Genomic DNA, 16159 nt, shown 5'->3' with positions numbered 1-16159 from the left:
TCTACTCGGGTATGCTGGCCAGCCCGCTCATGCAGCGTGCGCTCATCGTGGCCGTCCTGGTGGGCGTGTCCGCGCCCGTGGTCGGCACCTACCTGGTCCAGCGTGGCCTGGCGCTCTTGGGTGACGGGATCGGGCACATCGCGCTGACCGGGGTGGCACTGGGCTGGCTGGCTGGAGCCGCTGCGAATGTCTCTCCACACGATGCCTGGGCGATCCCCGGCGCCATCATCGCCTCAGTCCTTGGCGCCGTGCTCATCGAGGTCATCCGCGCCCGTGGACGCACTCGCGGGGACGTGGCCCTGGCGATCCTCTTCTACGGGGGCATCGCCGGCGGCGTCATCCTCATCAAGGTCGCCGGTGGCACGACGACGAACCTCACCTCCTACCTCTTCGGCTCCATCGCCACGGTGAGCGTGACCGATGCCTGGTTCACGATCATCCTGGCCGCTGTGGTGCTCGTCGTGGGCCTGGGGCTGCGGGGGCCGCTGTTCACCCTGTGCTATGACGAGGAGTTCGCCCGGGCCATCGGGCTGCCCACGGGCGTGCTCAATGTGCTGGTCGCGGTGGTCGCGGCACTGACGGTGTCGGTGTCCATGCGCGTGGTCGGCGCCCTGCTGGTCAGCGCCGTCATGATCGTTCCGGTCGCGGTGGCCCAGCTGGTCTCGCACTCCTTCTCACGCACCATGGGCCTGGCCATGGCCATCGGCGTGGGTGCCTGCGTCAGCGGGTTGTTCATCACCTACGTGGTAGCAGCCTCGCCCGGGGCTATGATCGTCGTCGAACTCGTCCTGCTCTACGCCCTCGTCGCGGTGGCCAGTGGCCTGGTCCGCTTCCTGCGCAGGGGACGGGGGCGAAAGGAGGCCTCGTGAGATCGACCTGGCAGCGCACCGCTGTGCGCGACATCCTGGAGCGTACCGAGGAGTTCCGCTCCGCCCAGCAGATCCACGCCGCCCTGGAGGCGGAGGGGACGAAGGTGGGACTGGCCACCGTCTACCGCAACCTCACGGCCTTGGCCGAGGCCGGGGAGGTCGATCACGTACGATCGGGCGACGAGCTGCTCTACCGGCGCTGTGAGCGCAGCGAGCACCACCACCACATCGTGTGCCGGCGCTGCGGCCGGACGGTTGAGGTGGCCGGCGGTGAGCTGGAGGCCTGGATCTCCCGGGTCTCTGCCGCGGCCGGCTTTACCCAGATGGAGCATGTCGCGGAGCTCTTCGGAGTGTGCGCCGCCTGCAGCCAGAGCACTGACAGCCTATGATCCCGGGCCTGGCCCCAGGTCCGGGCCTACGACCGAGCTGGTCCCCGGCCTTGTGAGGCCTGGACCTGGTCCACCGCCGCACCAAAACGCCGGTCGCGCTCGGCGTAGGCCTGGCAGGCCCGCCACAGCTGGGTGCGGTCGAACTCGGGCCAGGGCAGGGGCGAGAAGTACAGCTCGGCGTAGGCCGACTCCCACATGAGGAAGTTCGAGGTCCGTTGCTCCCCACCGGTGCGGATCATCAGGTCCACGTCCCGCATGCCTGGGGAGTAGAGGTGACGGGTGATGGTCTTCTCACTGATCGCTGAGGCCTTGAGCCGCCCGGCAGCGACCTCCTGGGCGATGGCCCGGGCGGCGTCGGCGATCTCTGCCCGGCCGCCGTAGTTCAGGCACATGTTGAGCAGCATCGTCTCGTTGCTAGCGGTCAGGCGCTCGGAGCGACGGACCTCGTTGAGCACGGACCTCCACAGCCTGGGCTCGCGCCCCACCCAGTTGACCCGCACGCCCCAGTCGTGCAGGTCCTGGCTCTGGGCGCGCAGGACCTGGCGTGTGAATCCCATGAGGAAGCGGACCTCGTCCGGGGAGCGCCGCCAGTTCTCGGTGGAGAAGGCGTAGACGCTCAGCTCCTTGATCCCGATCTCCACCGCGCCGGCGATGACGTCCATCATGGTGGACTCCCCCACCCGGTGGCCTTCGGTACGCGGCAGTCCGCGGGCGTTGGCCCATCGGCCATTGCCGTCCATGACGCAGGCCACGTGCCGTGGGAGGGCGGCGTCAGGAAGCGGGGGTGGCGTCAGGCCGGGGCGGTGCAGCGGCACACTCGCATCGGCCCCGTCCTCGGGGACACGCGCAGAGCTGGTCATCTCAGGTCCTTTCCACCAGTGCCAGTGAGCGTAGACGACGTTCAAGGTGCCAGGTCACGTACGCGGACACGAGCCCGGAGGCCGCCGAGCGCGCACGCGGCTGCGAGGCGTCAGCCACCGTCCAGTCCCCAGACAGCAGGGAGCCCAGCAACGCCATCGTCTGCGACTCCACCTCCACGCTTCCCGCCGGCCGGCAGCTGGCGCACACCGCGCCCCCGGCCTGGACGTGGAAGGCCGTGTGCGGGCCCGGCCCACCGCACCTGGCGCAGTCGAAGCACGACGGCGCCCAGCCGGCAAGCGCCAGCGCGCGCAGCAGGTAGGAGTCCAGGACCAGCCCGGGCGCATGGCGGTGCCGGGCCATCGCGGACAGCGCCCCGTAGAGCAGAAGGAACTGCTGGGGCGAGTCGGTGGTGCCCAGGTCGCCGTCGTCCTCGGTCAGCCTCTCAGCGGTCTCGACCATCGTTGAGGCGCAGGTGAAGACGGCGTAGTCGCCGCTGACGGGCCCCGCGAAGGGCTCGATGGTCTCGGCCTGCGTCACCATGTCCAGACTGCGCCCGGCGTGGAGCTGGACGTCGACCATGGAGAAGGGCTCCAGGCGCGCGCCGAAGCGCGAGCTGGTCTTGCGTACTCCCTTGGCCACCGCGCGTACCTGACCGTGAGCACGGGTGAGCATGACGATGATGCGGTCGGCCTCACCGAGGCGGTAGGTCCGCAGGACGATGGCCTCGTCGCGGTAGAGCTTGCTGGGCACGGGGACACTGTGCCACGACGGCGCCGCAGCCTCATGTACTGAGGCGTGCGGCGCCGTCGGCCCTGAGCGGACTCGGCTGCTCCCAGCGGTTCCCAGCCGTTCCCAAGCCGTCAGCGGTTGGCCTCCACGACCTCGCGGTAGGCCCGGTGATCGGTGTAGAGCTCGTCGCCCAGCGGGCTGCGACGCAGACGGAGCATCGTGCGCAGCTGGTAGACGGCCACGGCCACGTTGACGCCCAGGGCCAGGGCCGAGACCGTCATGAGGGCGGCCGGGTCGTGAGAAGCCTGGACAGCGAACCGGGAGTCCGTGACAAAGGCCGGTACAGCCATGGTGAACATCATCCAGAAGGCCAGCGTGTGCGCCCGGTGCTGGAGCCACACGCCCTTCTTGATGAGGAAGGCCGGGATGGTGCAGGAGATGAGCAGTGCCGCGCCCGCGTAGAAGGAGTGGTCACCCACGCAGTTGTAGACGTAGGCGAAGTTCCACAGGTCGTAGGCGATGATCCAGAACCAGAGCATGTCCGGCCAGACCATGTCCTTGGAGGCGTCCTTGGAGATGAAGATACCGGTCCACCCGCAGATGGTGACCAGGTTGAGCAGGCCCGCCACGCCGTTCATCCAGTTCCAGGCACCGGAGACCATGAAGACGCCGTCGACGACGCCGTTGGCACCCATCGCACCAACCTGGAAGTCGCGGATGCACGCCTCGGCGATGTTGATGGCCAGGATGGCAGGAGGGAAGGCCAGTGCCCACTTGTTGGTAGCCAGGCGTGGGTGGTAGCGCAGCGCCATGAAGCCCAGGCAGCCTGCCAGGGCGGAGTAGACCTTGACCCAGTGGAACCAGGTCCCGGTGGACGAGCCCGCACCGGCGGTGGAGGGCCAGACAAAGACCGTCAGGGCCAGCGGCAGGGCGATGAAGAGCAGCCAGCCGGCCCCGCGCCAGCGGCGGCTGATCTCGTTGAGCAGGATCAGGGCGGCCAGGACCCCGAGCCAGGCGACCCAGGAGTACCAAGGGATGGATTCGTACAGGAACATGGGGATCACCTTTCACGTCTTCGGGAGGCAGAACGTTCCTCGTAGTGGCGAGGCTAGGCAGCCCCGGTGCGGCCCGCACTTGTCACCTGGTCGAGAGTGTCAAGGAGCACCGGGGCCCATGGCCCGGGGCAGGCGCCAGGTCCCACAGGAGCGGGGACCGGCCCCCGATAGGCTGGGCCCGTGACCACGACAGCCGAGCGCACACGCCTCGCCCTGGGGCAGGCGCTCAAGGACGAGCTGGAGACAACGCCGCTCAACCGCGTCACAGTCCGCCGCCTGTCCGAGGTCACCGGTATCACCCGGCAGGCTTTCTACTACCACTTTGCTGACGTCTACGACCTGGCGGTGTGGACCTTCATGCAGGAGGTCACCCACCGTGTCATGGCGGCAGCCAGCTACGCACGCTGGGCTGAGGGGCTGGAGCTTCTCATGGTGTGGATGGCCGAGCACAAGGCGCAGGCCTACCAGACCCTCCAGGCCCTCAGCCATGAGGACCTTGAACGCTTCCTGCACGGCCAGCTGCGCGCCATGATGGTGGTCATCGTCTCCGAGCTGGAGCAGGCCTACCCGGTGCGCCTGAGCGAGCAGGACCGGGCTTTCATCATCGATCACTACACCTTGTCCGTCCTGGGGCACCTGCTGCACTGGCTGGTCACCGGGATGGAGCAGGACCCGCACGTCCTCGTACCGAGGATCGAGCGGGTCCTGCGTGGATCGGTGTGGCAGTCGCTGACGCGGTTCAGCGCAGAGCGCGGTTGACCGCGGAGATGACCGCCTTGAAGGAGGAGGTCGCGATCGAGGGGTCGATGCCCACCCCCCACAGGACCTGCCCGTTGACCTCGGCCTCGACGTAGGAGGCGGCACGCGCGTTACGCCCCTCGCTCAGGGCGTGCTCAGCGTAGTCGAGGATGCGCACGCTCACGCCCGTCTGCTCCAGGGCGCTGACGAAGGCGGCCAGCGGTCCGTTGCCGGAGGCGGTCAGCAGACGGCGCTGGCTGCCGTCACGCAGCGTGACCGTGAGGATCGACTCCTCCTCCCCCGCCGAGGTCAGTGTGGCGCCCTTGAGCTCGAAGCGGCCCCAGGCCGGCAGGTCGGCCTCGGGCGCGGCCTTGGCCGGCAGGTACTCATCGGTGAACAGGGTCCACAGGCGCGCGGCGTCGACCTCGCCACCGTAGGTGTCGGTGTGGCGCTGGACGATCCGTGAGAACTCGATCTGCAGCCGGCGAGGCAGATCGAGGTTGTGGTTCTGGCGTAGCAGGTACGACACCCCGCCCTTGCCGGACTGGGAGTTGACACGGACCACGGCCTCGTAGGAGCGGCCCACGTCGTGGGGGTCGATCGGCAGGTAGGGCATGGACCAGGGCACCGCGGTCTCGGCTGCCTCGGCGTCCAGTCCCTCCTTGTGCCTGGCCGCCACCTGCGTGGCCCGGGCGGCGAAGCCCTTCTTGATGGCGTCCTGGTGGGAGCCGGAGAAGGAGGTATAGACGAGCTCGCCGGCGTAGGGGGTGCGCGGGGGCACGTCCATGCCGGTAGCGCGCTCAACGGTGCGGCGGATCTGGTCGATGTCGGACAGGTCGAGCATGGGGTCCACGCCCTGGCTGAAGAGGTTGAGTGCCAGGGTCACCAGGTCCACGTTGCCGGTGCGCTCACCGTGGCCGAACAGGCAGCCCTCCACGCGCTCAGCGCCTGCCAGCAGCCCGAGCTCAGCGGCGGCCACGCCCGAGCCACGGTCGTTGTGGTTGTGCAGGGACAGGCACACGGCGTCGCGGTGGGAGAGGTTGCGCGAGACCCACTCGATCTGGTCGGCGTAGACGTTGGGGGTGGCCCGCTCGACCGTAGCGGGCAGGTTGAGGATGATCTCGCGGTCAGCCTCGGGCTGCCAGACCTCCATGACGGCCTCGCAGACCTCCAGGGTGTACTCGCGCTCGGTGTCCACGAAGATCTCCGGGGAGTACTCGTAGCCGAAGACCGTGTCCTCTGTCAGGACCTTCTCCGCACGTGCCATGACCTGGCGCGTGCCCTCGACGGCGAGGTCGCGGATCTCGTCCTTGCCCATACGGAAGACGACCTCGCGGAACAGGGGCGACAGCGCGTTGTAGAGGTGGACGGTGGCCCGAGGGATACCCACGCAGGCGTCCAGCGTGCGGTCGATGAGGTCGGCTCGGGACTGAGTGAGGACGGAGATCGTCACGTCCTCGGGGATAGCGTCGTCGTCCACCAGGGAGCGCACGAAGTCGTAGTCGGTCTGCGAGGCGGCAGGGAAACCGATCTCGATCTCCTTGAACCCCATACGCACGAGCATGTCGAACATCGCGCGCTTGGCGGCCGGCCCCATGGGCTCGATGAGGGACTGGTTGCCGTCACGCAGGTCCGTGGACAGCCAGCGCGGCGCGGAGGTGAGGTGCCTGGTCGGCCAGGTGCGGTCAGGCAGGTCCGTGGCCACCGTGTCGTGGAAGGGACGGTACTTGGCGAAGGGCATGCCGGAGGGCTGCTGGGGTGCCGGACGGGCGGTACGCATGGGAGGTCTCCTGTGTGGGTGTGGCTGGGAAGGCCGGCAGCACAGGTAAGCCGCGGTCGGGGTGCCGGCCTGGTCAGGCCCCGCCGCGGCGGCTAAGCAGGAGGCTGCTGGTCGCGCGCATGGCGGTGACGGTACTCCCCCGTCGCCGTCGCCGTCGCCGTGTGCCGCACAGTGGACAGCTCGCACACCACACCAGCCCACCATCACTCTTCCCTTGCCATCTTGCCATCGTGGTTTCTGGTTCTGGATCGGCCCTTACGCAAGGCGCACAGGCCGGTCCAGAACCAGAAACCACGATTTAAACGACCGACGGACCTTTACAGCAGCCCTGCCGCCAGGTCGAGCGGCGTGCCGAAGCGGTGGGCCGTCACTGACACGGCCTGCTCACGCAGGAAGGGCAGCAGCTCGGTGTGCGGGTTGGCCGTCACCTCACCGGTGTACAGGGCGACGTCGGGGCTGCCCTTGGTCACGCGGCTCGCCTCGCGCCAGCGCTCCTCGCCGCTCTGCTCTCGCGGGCCGAGCACGCGCACCCGCACACCCAGGTCTCCTGAGGCCGCCTTGTCGGCCAGGCGCAGCTCCCAGGCCGAGGCCTGCTCCGCCCGGACCCGTGCCCACGGACGCAGGGCGGCAGCCAGGTCGGTCCCCGGCTCCTGCGCGAGGCTCAGCTCGATGTCAGCACCTGCCAGCACGCCTGCGGCCAGGACACGCACGAGGTCAGCCTCGGCGGTCCCTGCCTCGGCCCTGACGGTCACGGCAGCCGGCCGGTAGCGCAGGACGTTGCGCTCGCAGGCCAGTCCCGTCACGTCCAGGCTGCACCCGTAGGTCTTCTGCCAGGCCTCGGCGTCGGCGGCCAGCCCTGCGTGCAGGAAGGCAGCCTCCTCCCGTCCCAGGTGCGTGCGCACGGCGTCGTAGAGGGCCCGGACGCCGTTGTGCAGGTCCTCACGCAGCTGGGAGCCTGACGGCGCCTGCGGCGTACGGTCCCGGACCACCTCGCCCAGGCCGAGCAGGTAGCTCGGTCCCCCGGCCTTGGTGGTTGAGCCGATCGCCGAGCGCTTCCACCCCCCGAAGGGCTGACGACGCACGATCGCGCCGGTGATCCCGCGGTTGACGTAGAGGTTGCCGGCCTCGACCTGGTCCAGCCAGGTCTCCAGCTCCCCGGCGTCCATGGTCTGCAGGCCTGAGGTGAGCCCGTAGTCCACGGCGTTGACGGCGTCGATGGCCTCCTGCAGGGTACCGACCCGCATGACACCGAGCACCGGGGCGAAGTACTCCGTGCGGTGGTACTCGCTGCCCGGGGTGACCCCGGCGCGGATACCCGGACGCCACAGGCCTCCTCCCAGGTGCTGGGGACGCAGCACCCAGTGCTCCCCCGCACCCAGCGTGGTCAGCCCTCGCAGGGCCTTGGGGTCGTCGGGCACGACCACGGGTCCCACCTGAGAGTCCAGGTGCTCGGGCGAGCGCACCCGCAGCGAGGCGGTCGCGTCCACGAGCTGGCGGGCGATGCGCTCGGAGCGCCCTGCCGAGCCGACGAGGATGAGGAGGGAGGAGGCCGAGCACTTCTGCCCGGCGTGGGCGAAGGCGGAGGCCACCACGTCACGTACGGCCAGGTCAGGGTCGGCCGAGGGGGTGACGATGACGGCGTTCTTGCCGCTGGTCTCCCCCAGCAGGTGCAGGTCCGGCTTCCAGGAGCGGAAGAGCCGGGCGGTGTCGTAGGAACCGGTGAGGATGACGCGTCCGACCGTCTGGGAGACGATCAGCTGGCGGGAGACCTCGCCGTCCTCGACGGCGGCCAGGGCCAGGACCTCCTCGGGCACGCCCGCGTCGTGGAAGGCCCGCACGAGCTCGGCCGCACAGCGCCTGGCCGGAGGAGCCGGCTTGAGGACGACGGCGCTGCCGGTGGCCAGGGCGGCGGCGACCCCTCCGGTGGGGATGGCCAGCGGGAAGTTCCACGGTGAGGCGACGACGGTGACCGCGACGGGCTCAAAGCGTGATCCGGCCATCTCCTCGTCGGCCAGGTGCAGGCTCATGGTGGCGTAGTGGTGGCAGAAGTCGACGGCCTCACTGACCTCCGGGTCAGCCTGGTCGATCGTCTTGCCCGCCTCGCTGGCAGCGACCTCGATGAGCTCGCCACGCCGAGAGGCCAGCACGTCGCCCACCCGGTGCAGGACCGCGGCACGCTCCTGCCAGCCGCGCTCACGCCAGGAGGTGGCGGCGGCCGCCAGCCCTGCCAGCAGCTCCTCGGCAGCCTCCGGCGTCGTCAGGCGCTGCTCGCTGGCAGCCACGGCGTCCTCGCCACGGCGTGAGCCGGGCACGGCTGCGGCGATCTGGCGGGCCCACTGGCGGTTGGCAGCCAGGGCCGGGTCGGAGTCCGGCTCGCTGGTGAAGGGCCTACGCGCCTGCTCGGCCACGCTCCCCTGCATCTGGCCGACGCCGGCAGCCTCCTGCGCGAGCCGGTCCTGGCGGCGGTTGGGTGTCGGCACCGGAGCCGACGGGTCGACGTCGGCCAGGGCCGCGAGGAAGCGGTCGCGCTCGCGGTTGAAGACCTCCTCCTTGGTGGCGATGTCGAACACCCCGGACATGAAGTTGTCCGGCGCGGCGTTCTCCTCCAGGCGTCGGACGAGGTAGGAGATGGCGACGTCGAACTCGTCGGGGTGGACCACCGGCACGTAGAGCAGGAGGTGACCGGTGTCCCGTCGCACGACGGTCTGCAGGTCGGTGGCCATGCCGGAGAGCATCTCGAACTCGACGGCGTCACCGTCCTCCAGCCCGCGTGCCGCGCGCATCTCGAAGGCGAAGGCGATGTCGAACAGGTTCTGTCCCGCGACGCCCAGGCGGATGTGGCGGGTGCGCTCCGGCGTCATCGCCCAGTCGAGTATGCGCTTGTAGCTGGTGTCCGTCGCCTGCTTGGACGGCCAGGTCGTCAGCTCCCAGCCGTGGATCTCGGCGTCCACCTTCTCCATGGACAGGTTGGCGCCCTTGACGACGCGCACCTTGACGCGAGCCCCTCCGCTGGCCACGCGCTGAGCGGCCCACTCCTGCAGGCGCTGCATGGCGCCCAGGGAGTCTGGCAGGTAGGCCTGCAGGACGATCCCGGCCTCGTAGCCGTGCATGTCCTCCTGATCCAGGATCGAGGTGAAGACCTCGATCGTCAGGTCCAGGTCCTTGTAGTCCTCCATGTCGAGGTTGAGGAAGGTGCCGTGGTCGCGCGCCAGGCGGTACAGCGGGCTCAGCGCCTCCACGCCGTGGGCGACGACCTCCTCGTGGCCCCAGGGGTTGTGCGGTCCGGTGACGGCGGAGACCTTGATCGAGACGTAGTCAACGTCCTCGCGGGTGACCAGTCGCGAGACCTCCGCCAGACGGCGCTCAGCCTCCTTCTCCCCCAGCACAGCCTCACCCAGCAGGTTGACGTTGAGGCGGTTGCCGCCCCGGCGCAGACGGGCGAGCGCGGGTCCCAGGCTGCGCTCGGTGGCGTCGACGACGAGGTCCCCCACGATCTGTCGGAAGGTGCGACGGGCGACCGCGGTGACGGCGCGCGGGGCCAGGCGCGAGACGGTTCCTCCCAGCCCCATGGCCGCGGCCAGCGGCCCAGGCAGGAAGGAGGTCCGGCCTGCGGCCAGGCGGGTGAAGGCTGCTGCGGCCACGTCCAGGTCGACCGGACGCACGACGTCGTCGACGAACCGGGTGGTGAGCTCCAGGCCGTCAGGATCCGCCAGCACCCGCGAGAGGATCTCTGCGGTGCGAGGTGTGGGCTCGTGCGCGGACTCCTCGGCCCAGCGACGGGCCCGGGCCACCGCCCGCTGGCCCAGCTCCCACAGCTCGTCTGGGCACACGCGCCCACTTGGGTCGTGAGGGGTGGTCGAGGGGAAGTCAGGGGACGTGGTCGACATACGCGCGGCCTCCTTGCCGGTCAAGGTGATGCAGACCTCCTCAGTGTGCCGCACTAGGACCTTGGGCGCAGGTGATTGGCACTCAAGATCACCGAAGTCAGGACAACAGCGGGAACAGCCCCCAGTACGCCAGGTCGGTCAGCAGCACAAGGGAACCGGTCAGCACCGCCGCCAGCACGCCGGCTGCGGGCAGCGTCAGCCACCGTCCCCCGTTCTGTCGCCCTCGACGCACGTGCCCACGCATGAGCCAGATACGGCCGGTCAGCTTGACCAGCAGGACGACGCTGACGCCCGCCACGAGCTGAGGCACGATCCACCCCCCGTAGGAGACCAGGGGGTTGGAGGAGTAGGACAGCGCCAGCCGCGCCACCATCCCGATATAGGCCAGGTACAGCACCCACGCCGCCAGGACGGACAGGGTCAGGGCACCCGCCCAGCGCCCGATCGGGTCCGGCAGGTGCAGGCCTCGTCGTCCCCGCAGCCGCGGCAGCTGCCCGACGACCCAGCCGGCGCCTGCACCCACCAGCAGGGCCACCCCTGCGACGAGCGTGCCGAGCATGAGGTCGCCGGAGGCGTACCAGCGTGCCGGCCCCGGTGCCTGCGCCCAGAAGTCCTGGACCGGCGTCGCCCCGGCCACGGCTGGCTCAGCCGACGCCGTGGCCGGCAGGCCCGTGACCCACCGTGACAGGTCCCGGGTGACGCCCGGCGCGAGCGGGCCGTCCGTCGTCGTGCCGAGCTTGAGACCGTGGTTGGCGCTGTCGTAGTAGCGCACGGTGAGCTGGGTGTTGCCGGCCTTGCGGATCGACTCCCAGATCGTGGCCGGTCCCTGGACCAGCGGCATCGAGGAGTCGCCCGTGCCGTAGAGCATGAGCACGGGCACGGTGATCTGCTCCTCGTAGGGCCTGGCGTCGAAGTCGGCGTAGCCGAAGGCGCCACCCGGCAGCTCACGGCTGCCCAGCAGGCGGGCGACGGCGTCGAGCAGCGCGTCGGGCACGCCCACGCGCGTGAGGTAGGAGCCAGCGGCGTAGGTCGCTTGCTGGCGGATCATGACGACCGGGGCGCTAGCCAGGACGAGGAAGGCGACCTGGGGGTCAGTCCCGGCCAGGATGACACCGGGGTAGCCACCCTCAGACTCGGCGTAGACGCCGACGCGCTGTGCGTCCACACCGTCCAGGCCCCGCAGGAAGGTGAGCGACTGCTGGTAGTCCGCCGCCATCGAGATGTAGTCGCGCTCAGTGAGGCTGTAACTGTGCGTCGGCTTGTTCGGCACGAGCGTGGTGGCCCCGGCCGAGGCCAGGGCCTCAGCCTGCTCACCGAAGCCGGCCTGGGTGTGGGTCCCGGCCCCGTGGAGGAAGACCACGCCCGGGGTCGGCCCGCTCACCCCCGTGGGGCGGCGCAGCAGCGCGGGGGTGAGCTCGCCATCGGGGTGAGTGATCGTGACCTCGCTCGTGGTGACCTCATACGTGCCCACGTCGGGCGTGGTCACCACCCCGCCGATGCGTGTGTCGCTAGAGGATGGCACGAGGGAGTCCTCAAGCGGCACCGGCGACCAGCGTGGTCCAGCCAGGGTCCCTACCAGGGACAGGACCAGGCAGGTGACGATGATCGCCCCCATGGTGCGGTGGTCGCGTGAGACGGCCAGCACCACCGCCCCCAGGGCGAGGGTGGTGGTAATAGCCCAGATCTCCGTCCTTCCTGTGCCCAGGGCCGCCAGCACGATGACGGCCAGGACCACGCCGGCCCCCATGACGAGCAACCGACGCCGCTCCTGGCGCCACAGGTCGGCCAGCAGGCGCCAGGCTCGTCGGGGGAAGGCCTTGAGCCAGGCCCATCCTGAGCGCAGCTCCTGGGCCGTCAGCAGGTCATTGGCCACGGCCAGCCTCTAGAAACCGAGCCTGGCTAGGGCCTTGGGGTCAGACTGCCAGTCCTTGAGGGTGCGCACGTGCAGGTCAAGATAGATCGCGCGGCCCACCAGCTCCTCGATGCCAGCGCGGGCCCGTACACCGATCTCCTTCAGGCGTGAGCCACCCCTACCGATCACGATGGCTTTCTGTGAGTCGCGCTCGACAACGAGGCTCACTCTCACCTGCAGGCGCCCGCCAGCGCCCTTGATCCGCGAGCCGGTCCGGTCGGTACGCGGATCAAGCACCTCGTCGACGACGACGGCCAGGGAGTGGGGCAGCTCGTCACGCACGGACTCCAGGGCAGCCTCTCGCACGAGCTCGCCGATCATGACGGCCTGGGGCTCGTCAGTGACCTCTCCGGTGGGGTAGAGCGGCGGGGAGGAGGGCAGGTGACTGATGAGGACGTCCGTGAGGACGTCGACCTGTTCGCCTAAGACGGAGGAGACCGGGACGATATCCTCCCACTGCCCCAGCTCGTTGACGGCCAGCAGCTGCGCCGCCAGGTCCTGGCGGCTGACGGTGTCCGCCTTGGTGACCACCGCGACGACCGGTGCGCGTACCTGCTCCAGGTCACGGGCGATGAAGCGGTCACCGGGGCCGATCTTCTCGTTGGCGGGGATGCACAGGGCGACGACGTCAACGTCCATGAGGGTCTCACGCACCAGGTCGTTGAGCCGCTTGCCCAGCAGGGTCTTGGGACGGTGCAGGCCCGGGGTGTCCACAAGCACCAGCTGGGCGTCGGCACGGTGGACCACGCCACGCACGTTGTGGCGGGTGGTCTGGGGCCGGCCGGAGGTGATGGCAACCTTGGTGCCGACCAGGGCGTTGGTAAGCGTGGACTTGCCGGCGTTGGGCCGTCCCACCAGGCACGCGAAGCCCGCACGGAAGCCCTCGGGGACGTCAGGGACCACGATCTGTGCCCGCGCCGAGGCCTCAGGCAGGTCCTGTGGATCGCTGCTGGCGTCCTCCAGCGCGTTGGGACCAGCCATCAGCTCATCATCACTGGGGAAACGGACAGGTACGTCAGTCATGGGTGTCCTTTGAGGTGGTCGGGGCCGTATCTGGCCTGCTGGATGAGACGAGAAGGCTGGTGACCTGGCGGCGTCTGCCGGTGGCCTGGTCGGCCACGAGGCGCACGCCCTGGACCTCACCGCTGGCGCCCGGCAGCGGGACCCGGCCGATGGCCTTGGTGAGCAGGCCACCTGCGGTGTCGACGTCGTCGTCGTCAATCTGAGAGTCGAACAGCTCGCCGAGCTCGTCCAGGCTGAGCCTGGCCGGGACCCGGTAGACGCCGTCGCCTAGGTCCTCGACCTCAGGCTCGGCGTGGTCATGCTCGTCGGTCATGTCCCCCACGACCTCCTCCAAGAGGTCCTCCATCGTCACCAGGCCGGCCGTCCCGCCGTACTCGTCGACAGCGAGGGCCATGTGGACCGAGTCGGTCTGCATCTCACGCAGGAGGTCGTCGGCGAGCTTGGTCTCGGGAACGTAGACCGCCTCACGCATGCAGGTCACGACCTCGCGACCGGCGTAGTCGGGCTGGGCGTCCAGGCGCCGCAGGACGTCCTTGAGGTAGACCACGCCGCGCACGTCGTCGGCGTCCTGGCCGATGACGGGGACACGCGAGAAGCCGGACTTGATGAACAGGCGCATGGCGGCCGAGACGGGCTTGCTGGCGTCGATGGTCACCATGTCCGTGCGCGGGACCATCACCTCGCGCACGAGGGTCTGGCCGAGCTCGACGACGCTGCGCAGCATCTGCCGGTCCTCGTCCTCGATGGTCTCGGCCTCACCGATCTCGTCGATCATCTCGCGCAGGTCCTCGGTCACCTCCGCGCGGGCCTCGGCGTCGGTGAGGGTGGCTGAGCGCCCGTAGTGGTCCTCCAGCCAGCGCCAGGGGCGTCCCAGCGCGTCGACCTTCTCCAGCGGACCGGCCAGCGCCAGCAGGACGCCTGCCGGGTTGCGCCGACCGGCGGAGCGCGGAGAGAGCCCGACCACGAGCCCCAGGAGCACGGCGTTGAGGCCGACGGCGATGAGCAGGACCAGCCACCAGCGGTCCACGAGCCCCGCCACGGCCAGTGTGAGCAGGACGGCAGCGAGCATGTCCACCGCCACGCGCACGGCCGCCACCGAGCCCAGCACCTGGGCACGGCGCTCCGCCAGGGCCAGAACACGGGCGGCGCCGCGGCGCCCGTCCTCCACCAGGTCCTCGGCAGCGGCACGGGTCATGCGTGACAGCGCCGCCTCGGCAGCGCTGAGCAGCGCGCCGCAGGAGAGCACCACCACGGCGGCCACGACGAGGAGGGCGACCGGGGTCCCGCTCACTTACCGCGCTCCGCGAGGAAGGTCAGGAGCAGCTGACGCTGGAGGGCGAACATCTCCTTCTTCTCCTCCTCCTCGGCGTGGTCGTAGCCGAGCAGGTGGAGGATCCCGTGGGTGGTCAGCAGCAGCATCTCCTCGGCCGCGCTGTGACCGGCCTCCAGAGCCTGCTTGGCGGCCACCTGCGGGCACAGCACGATGTCGCCGAGCGTCCCGGCCGGCGTCTCGGCGTCCTCGGTCCCCGGACGCAGCTCGTCCATGGGGAAGCTCATGACGTCGGTGGGGCCGGGCAGGTCCAGCCAGCGCACGTGGAGCTCGGCCATGGGCTCGGGATCGATGAACAGGATGTTGAGCTCAGCCTGGGGGTTGACGTGCATGGCCCGCAGGACGTGGTCAGCCAGCGCGGAGAACTCCGCACCGTCGATCTCGACGTCCGTCTCGTTGTTGACCTCGGTGCTCATGCGTGGCTCCTGCCGGTGGTGGGTCGGTGGTGGGTACGCCCGGAGGGACGACGACGCCCCTCAGCGGCGGACGAGGCGTCCGAGGCCGCCTCGGTGGCGGCGCGCTCGGCGTCGTAGCGGGCGTAGGCGTCAATGATCCGGCCCACGAGGCGGTGGCGCACGACGTCGGCGCTTCCTAGCTCGCAGAAGCTGATGCCGTCCACTCCTGCCAGGATCGTGCGCACCACGAGCAGGCCGGAGGGGCGCCCGCCAGGCAGGTCGATCTGGGAGACGTCCCCGGTCACCACCATCTTGGAGCCGAAACCCAGGCGGGTGAGGAACATCTTCATCTGCTCGGGGCTGGTGTTCTGGGCCTCGTCGAGGATGACGAAGGCGTCGTTGAGGGTGCGCCCGCGCATGTAGGCCAGCGGCGCGACCTCGATGGTGCCGGCGGCCATAAGCCGCGGCAGGGTGTCGGGCTCGAGCATGTCGTGCAGCGCGTCGTAGAGGGGACGCAGGTAGGGGTCGATCTTGTCGGTGAGGGACCCCGGCAGGAAACCGAGGTTCTCCCCCGCCTCGACCGCGGGCCGGGTGAGGATGATCCGCGAGACCTGCCGCTTGGCCAGCGCGTCCACTGCCCGGGCCATGGCGAGGTAGGTCTTGCCGGTCCCGGCCGGACCGATACCGAAGGTGATGGTGGACTCGGCGATGGCGTCGGTGTAGGCCTTCTGGCCGAGCGACTTGGGGCGGATCGACTTGCCGTGGGTAGTGAGCACGTCCTCGGTCAGGACCTCGGTAGGCCGGGCCGCGGCGTCGAGCAGGCCGATGGCGCGCTCAACGGCGTCGGCCGTCAATGGCGTGCCGGCGCGGGCGACGTCGATGAGCTCAGACAGCAGCAGGACCACCATGTCCACGCGTGAGGCCTCACCGGTCACGGTCACGGTGTTACCACGTACGTGGACGCTGGCGTCCGGGAAGCCCTTCTCGATCGCGCGCAGGACCTCGTCGCGTGCGCCCAGCAGCTGGACGGGCGGCAGGTCCACGGGCAGGACGAGGCTGCGGGTGTCGTCGGCGTGGAGGTCTGGCGCGGCGGCGGACTCTGAGGTGATCGCCGAGGGGTCGGCTACTGCGATGGGCGGTTTCGTCATCGCACCCGATCCTAGCGGGAGTGGGCTTGGTACGGCTGTGAGC

13 protein-coding genes are annotated in these 16159 nt (G+C 69.8%); 3 read left to right on the top strand and 10 right to left on the bottom strand.

Features of this window, described 5'->3' with window-relative positions; all coding sequences use genetic code 11:
• Positions 1-11 precede the first annotated feature (11 nt).
• Both HRL51_RS05130 and HRL51_RS05125 read left to right on the top strand, forming a co-directional pair.
• Positions 12-869 carry a metal ABC transporter permease gene (locus HRL51_RS05130; RefSeq protein ID WP_172120781.1) on the top strand — a complete coding sequence of 286 codons (858 nt, stop codon included), beginning with the start codon at positions 12-14 and terminating at the stop codon, positions 867-869.
• Complete coding sequence (locus HRL51_RS05125; RefSeq protein ID WP_172120724.1) at positions 866-1258, top strand: Fur family transcriptional regulator; 393 nt, start codon at positions 866-868, stop codon at positions 1256-1258. The genes HRL51_RS05130 and HRL51_RS05125 overlap by 4 nt, the downstream gene beginning before the upstream one ends.
• A 26-nt stretch (positions 1259-1284) precedes the next feature.
• On the opposite strand, the gene HRL51_RS05120 is transcribed toward HRL51_RS05125, so the two are convergent.
• The 3 genes from HRL51_RS05120 to HRL51_RS05110 all read right to left on the bottom strand — a co-directional run bounded on the left by HRL51_RS05120 (position 1285) and on the right by HRL51_RS05110 (position 3903).
• Positions 1285-2118: an isoprenyl transferase gene (locus HRL51_RS05120; protein WP_172193051.1), complete on the bottom strand. Its 834-nt coding sequence runs from the start codon at positions 2116-2118 to the stop codon at positions 1285-1287.
• Position 2119: 1 nt separating this feature from the next.
• A complete protein-coding gene (gene recO, locus HRL51_RS05115) occupies positions 2120-2869 on the bottom strand; it encodes a DNA repair protein RecO (protein WP_172193049.1) in 750 nt (249 codons plus the stop codon).
• Between the two features lie 110 nt (positions 2870-2979).
• Positions 2980-3903: a DUF5692 family protein gene (locus tag HRL51_RS05110; RefSeq protein WP_172120727.1), complete on the bottom strand. Its 924-nt coding sequence runs from the start codon at positions 3901-3903 to the stop codon at positions 2980-2982.
• A gap of 180 nt (positions 3904-4083) precedes the next feature.
• On the opposite strand from HRL51_RS05110, the gene HRL51_RS05105 reads away from it, so the two are divergent.
• Positions 4084-4662, top strand: coding sequence for a TetR-like C-terminal domain-containing protein (locus tag HRL51_RS05105; RefSeq protein ID WP_172193047.1), 579 nt, complete (start codon positions 4084-4086; stop codon positions 4660-4662).
• Here HRL51_RS05105 and leuA read toward each other — a convergent pair.
• The 7 genes from leuA to HRL51_RS05070 all read right to left on the bottom strand — a co-directional run bounded on the left by leuA (position 4643) and on the right by HRL51_RS05070 (position 16116).
• Entirely contained in the window at positions 4643-6421 is a 1779-nt protein-coding gene (leuA, locus tag HRL51_RS05100; RefSeq protein ID WP_172120729.1) for a 2-isopropylmalate synthase, read from the bottom strand. The two genes, HRL51_RS05105 and leuA, sit on opposite strands and share 20 nt — an antisense overlap.
• A 317-nt stretch (positions 6422-6738) precedes the next feature.
• A complete protein-coding gene (locus HRL51_RS05095) occupies positions 6739-10308 on the bottom strand; it encodes a proline dehydrogenase family protein (RefSeq protein WP_172193045.1) in 3570 nt (1189 codons plus the stop codon).
• Positions 10309-10405: 97 nt separating this feature from the next.
• Positions 10406-12181 (bottom strand): alpha/beta hydrolase family protein, encoded by a 1776-nt coding sequence (locus HRL51_RS05090; RefSeq protein WP_172120731.1) that lies wholly within the window; start codon positions 12179-12181, stop codon positions 10406-10408.
• Positions 12182-12190: 9 nt separating this feature from the next.
• On the bottom strand, positions 12191-13243 hold the full coding sequence (gene era, locus HRL51_RS05085) for a GTPase Era (protein WP_172120732.1): 1053 nt from the start codon (positions 13241-13243) through the stop codon (positions 12191-12193).
• Positions 13236-14534, bottom strand: coding sequence for a hemolysin family protein (locus HRL51_RS05080; RefSeq protein WP_172120733.1), 1299 nt, complete (start codon positions 14532-14534; stop codon positions 13236-13238). The genes era and HRL51_RS05080 overlap by 8 nt, the downstream gene beginning before the upstream one ends.
• On the bottom strand, positions 14531-14989 hold the full coding sequence (ybeY, locus tag HRL51_RS05075; RefSeq protein ID WP_172120734.1) for an rRNA maturation RNase YbeY: 459 nt from the start codon (positions 14987-14989) through the stop codon (positions 14531-14533). Before ybeY ends, HRL51_RS05080 begins: the two co-directional genes overlap by 4 nt.
• Complete coding sequence (locus HRL51_RS05070; protein WP_172120735.1) at positions 14986-16116, bottom strand: PhoH family protein; 1131 nt, start codon at positions 16114-16116, stop codon at positions 14986-14988. Before HRL51_RS05070 ends, ybeY begins: the two co-directional genes overlap by 4 nt.
• Positions 16117-16159: the final 43 nt, after the last annotated feature.

Source organism: Actinomyces faecalis (assembly GCF_013184985.2).
Classification (GTDB): Bacteria; Actinomycetota; Actinomycetes; order Actinomycetales; family Actinomycetaceae; genus Actinomyces; species Actinomyces faecalis.
This window is presented reverse-complemented; position numbering and strand designations above follow the sequence as displayed.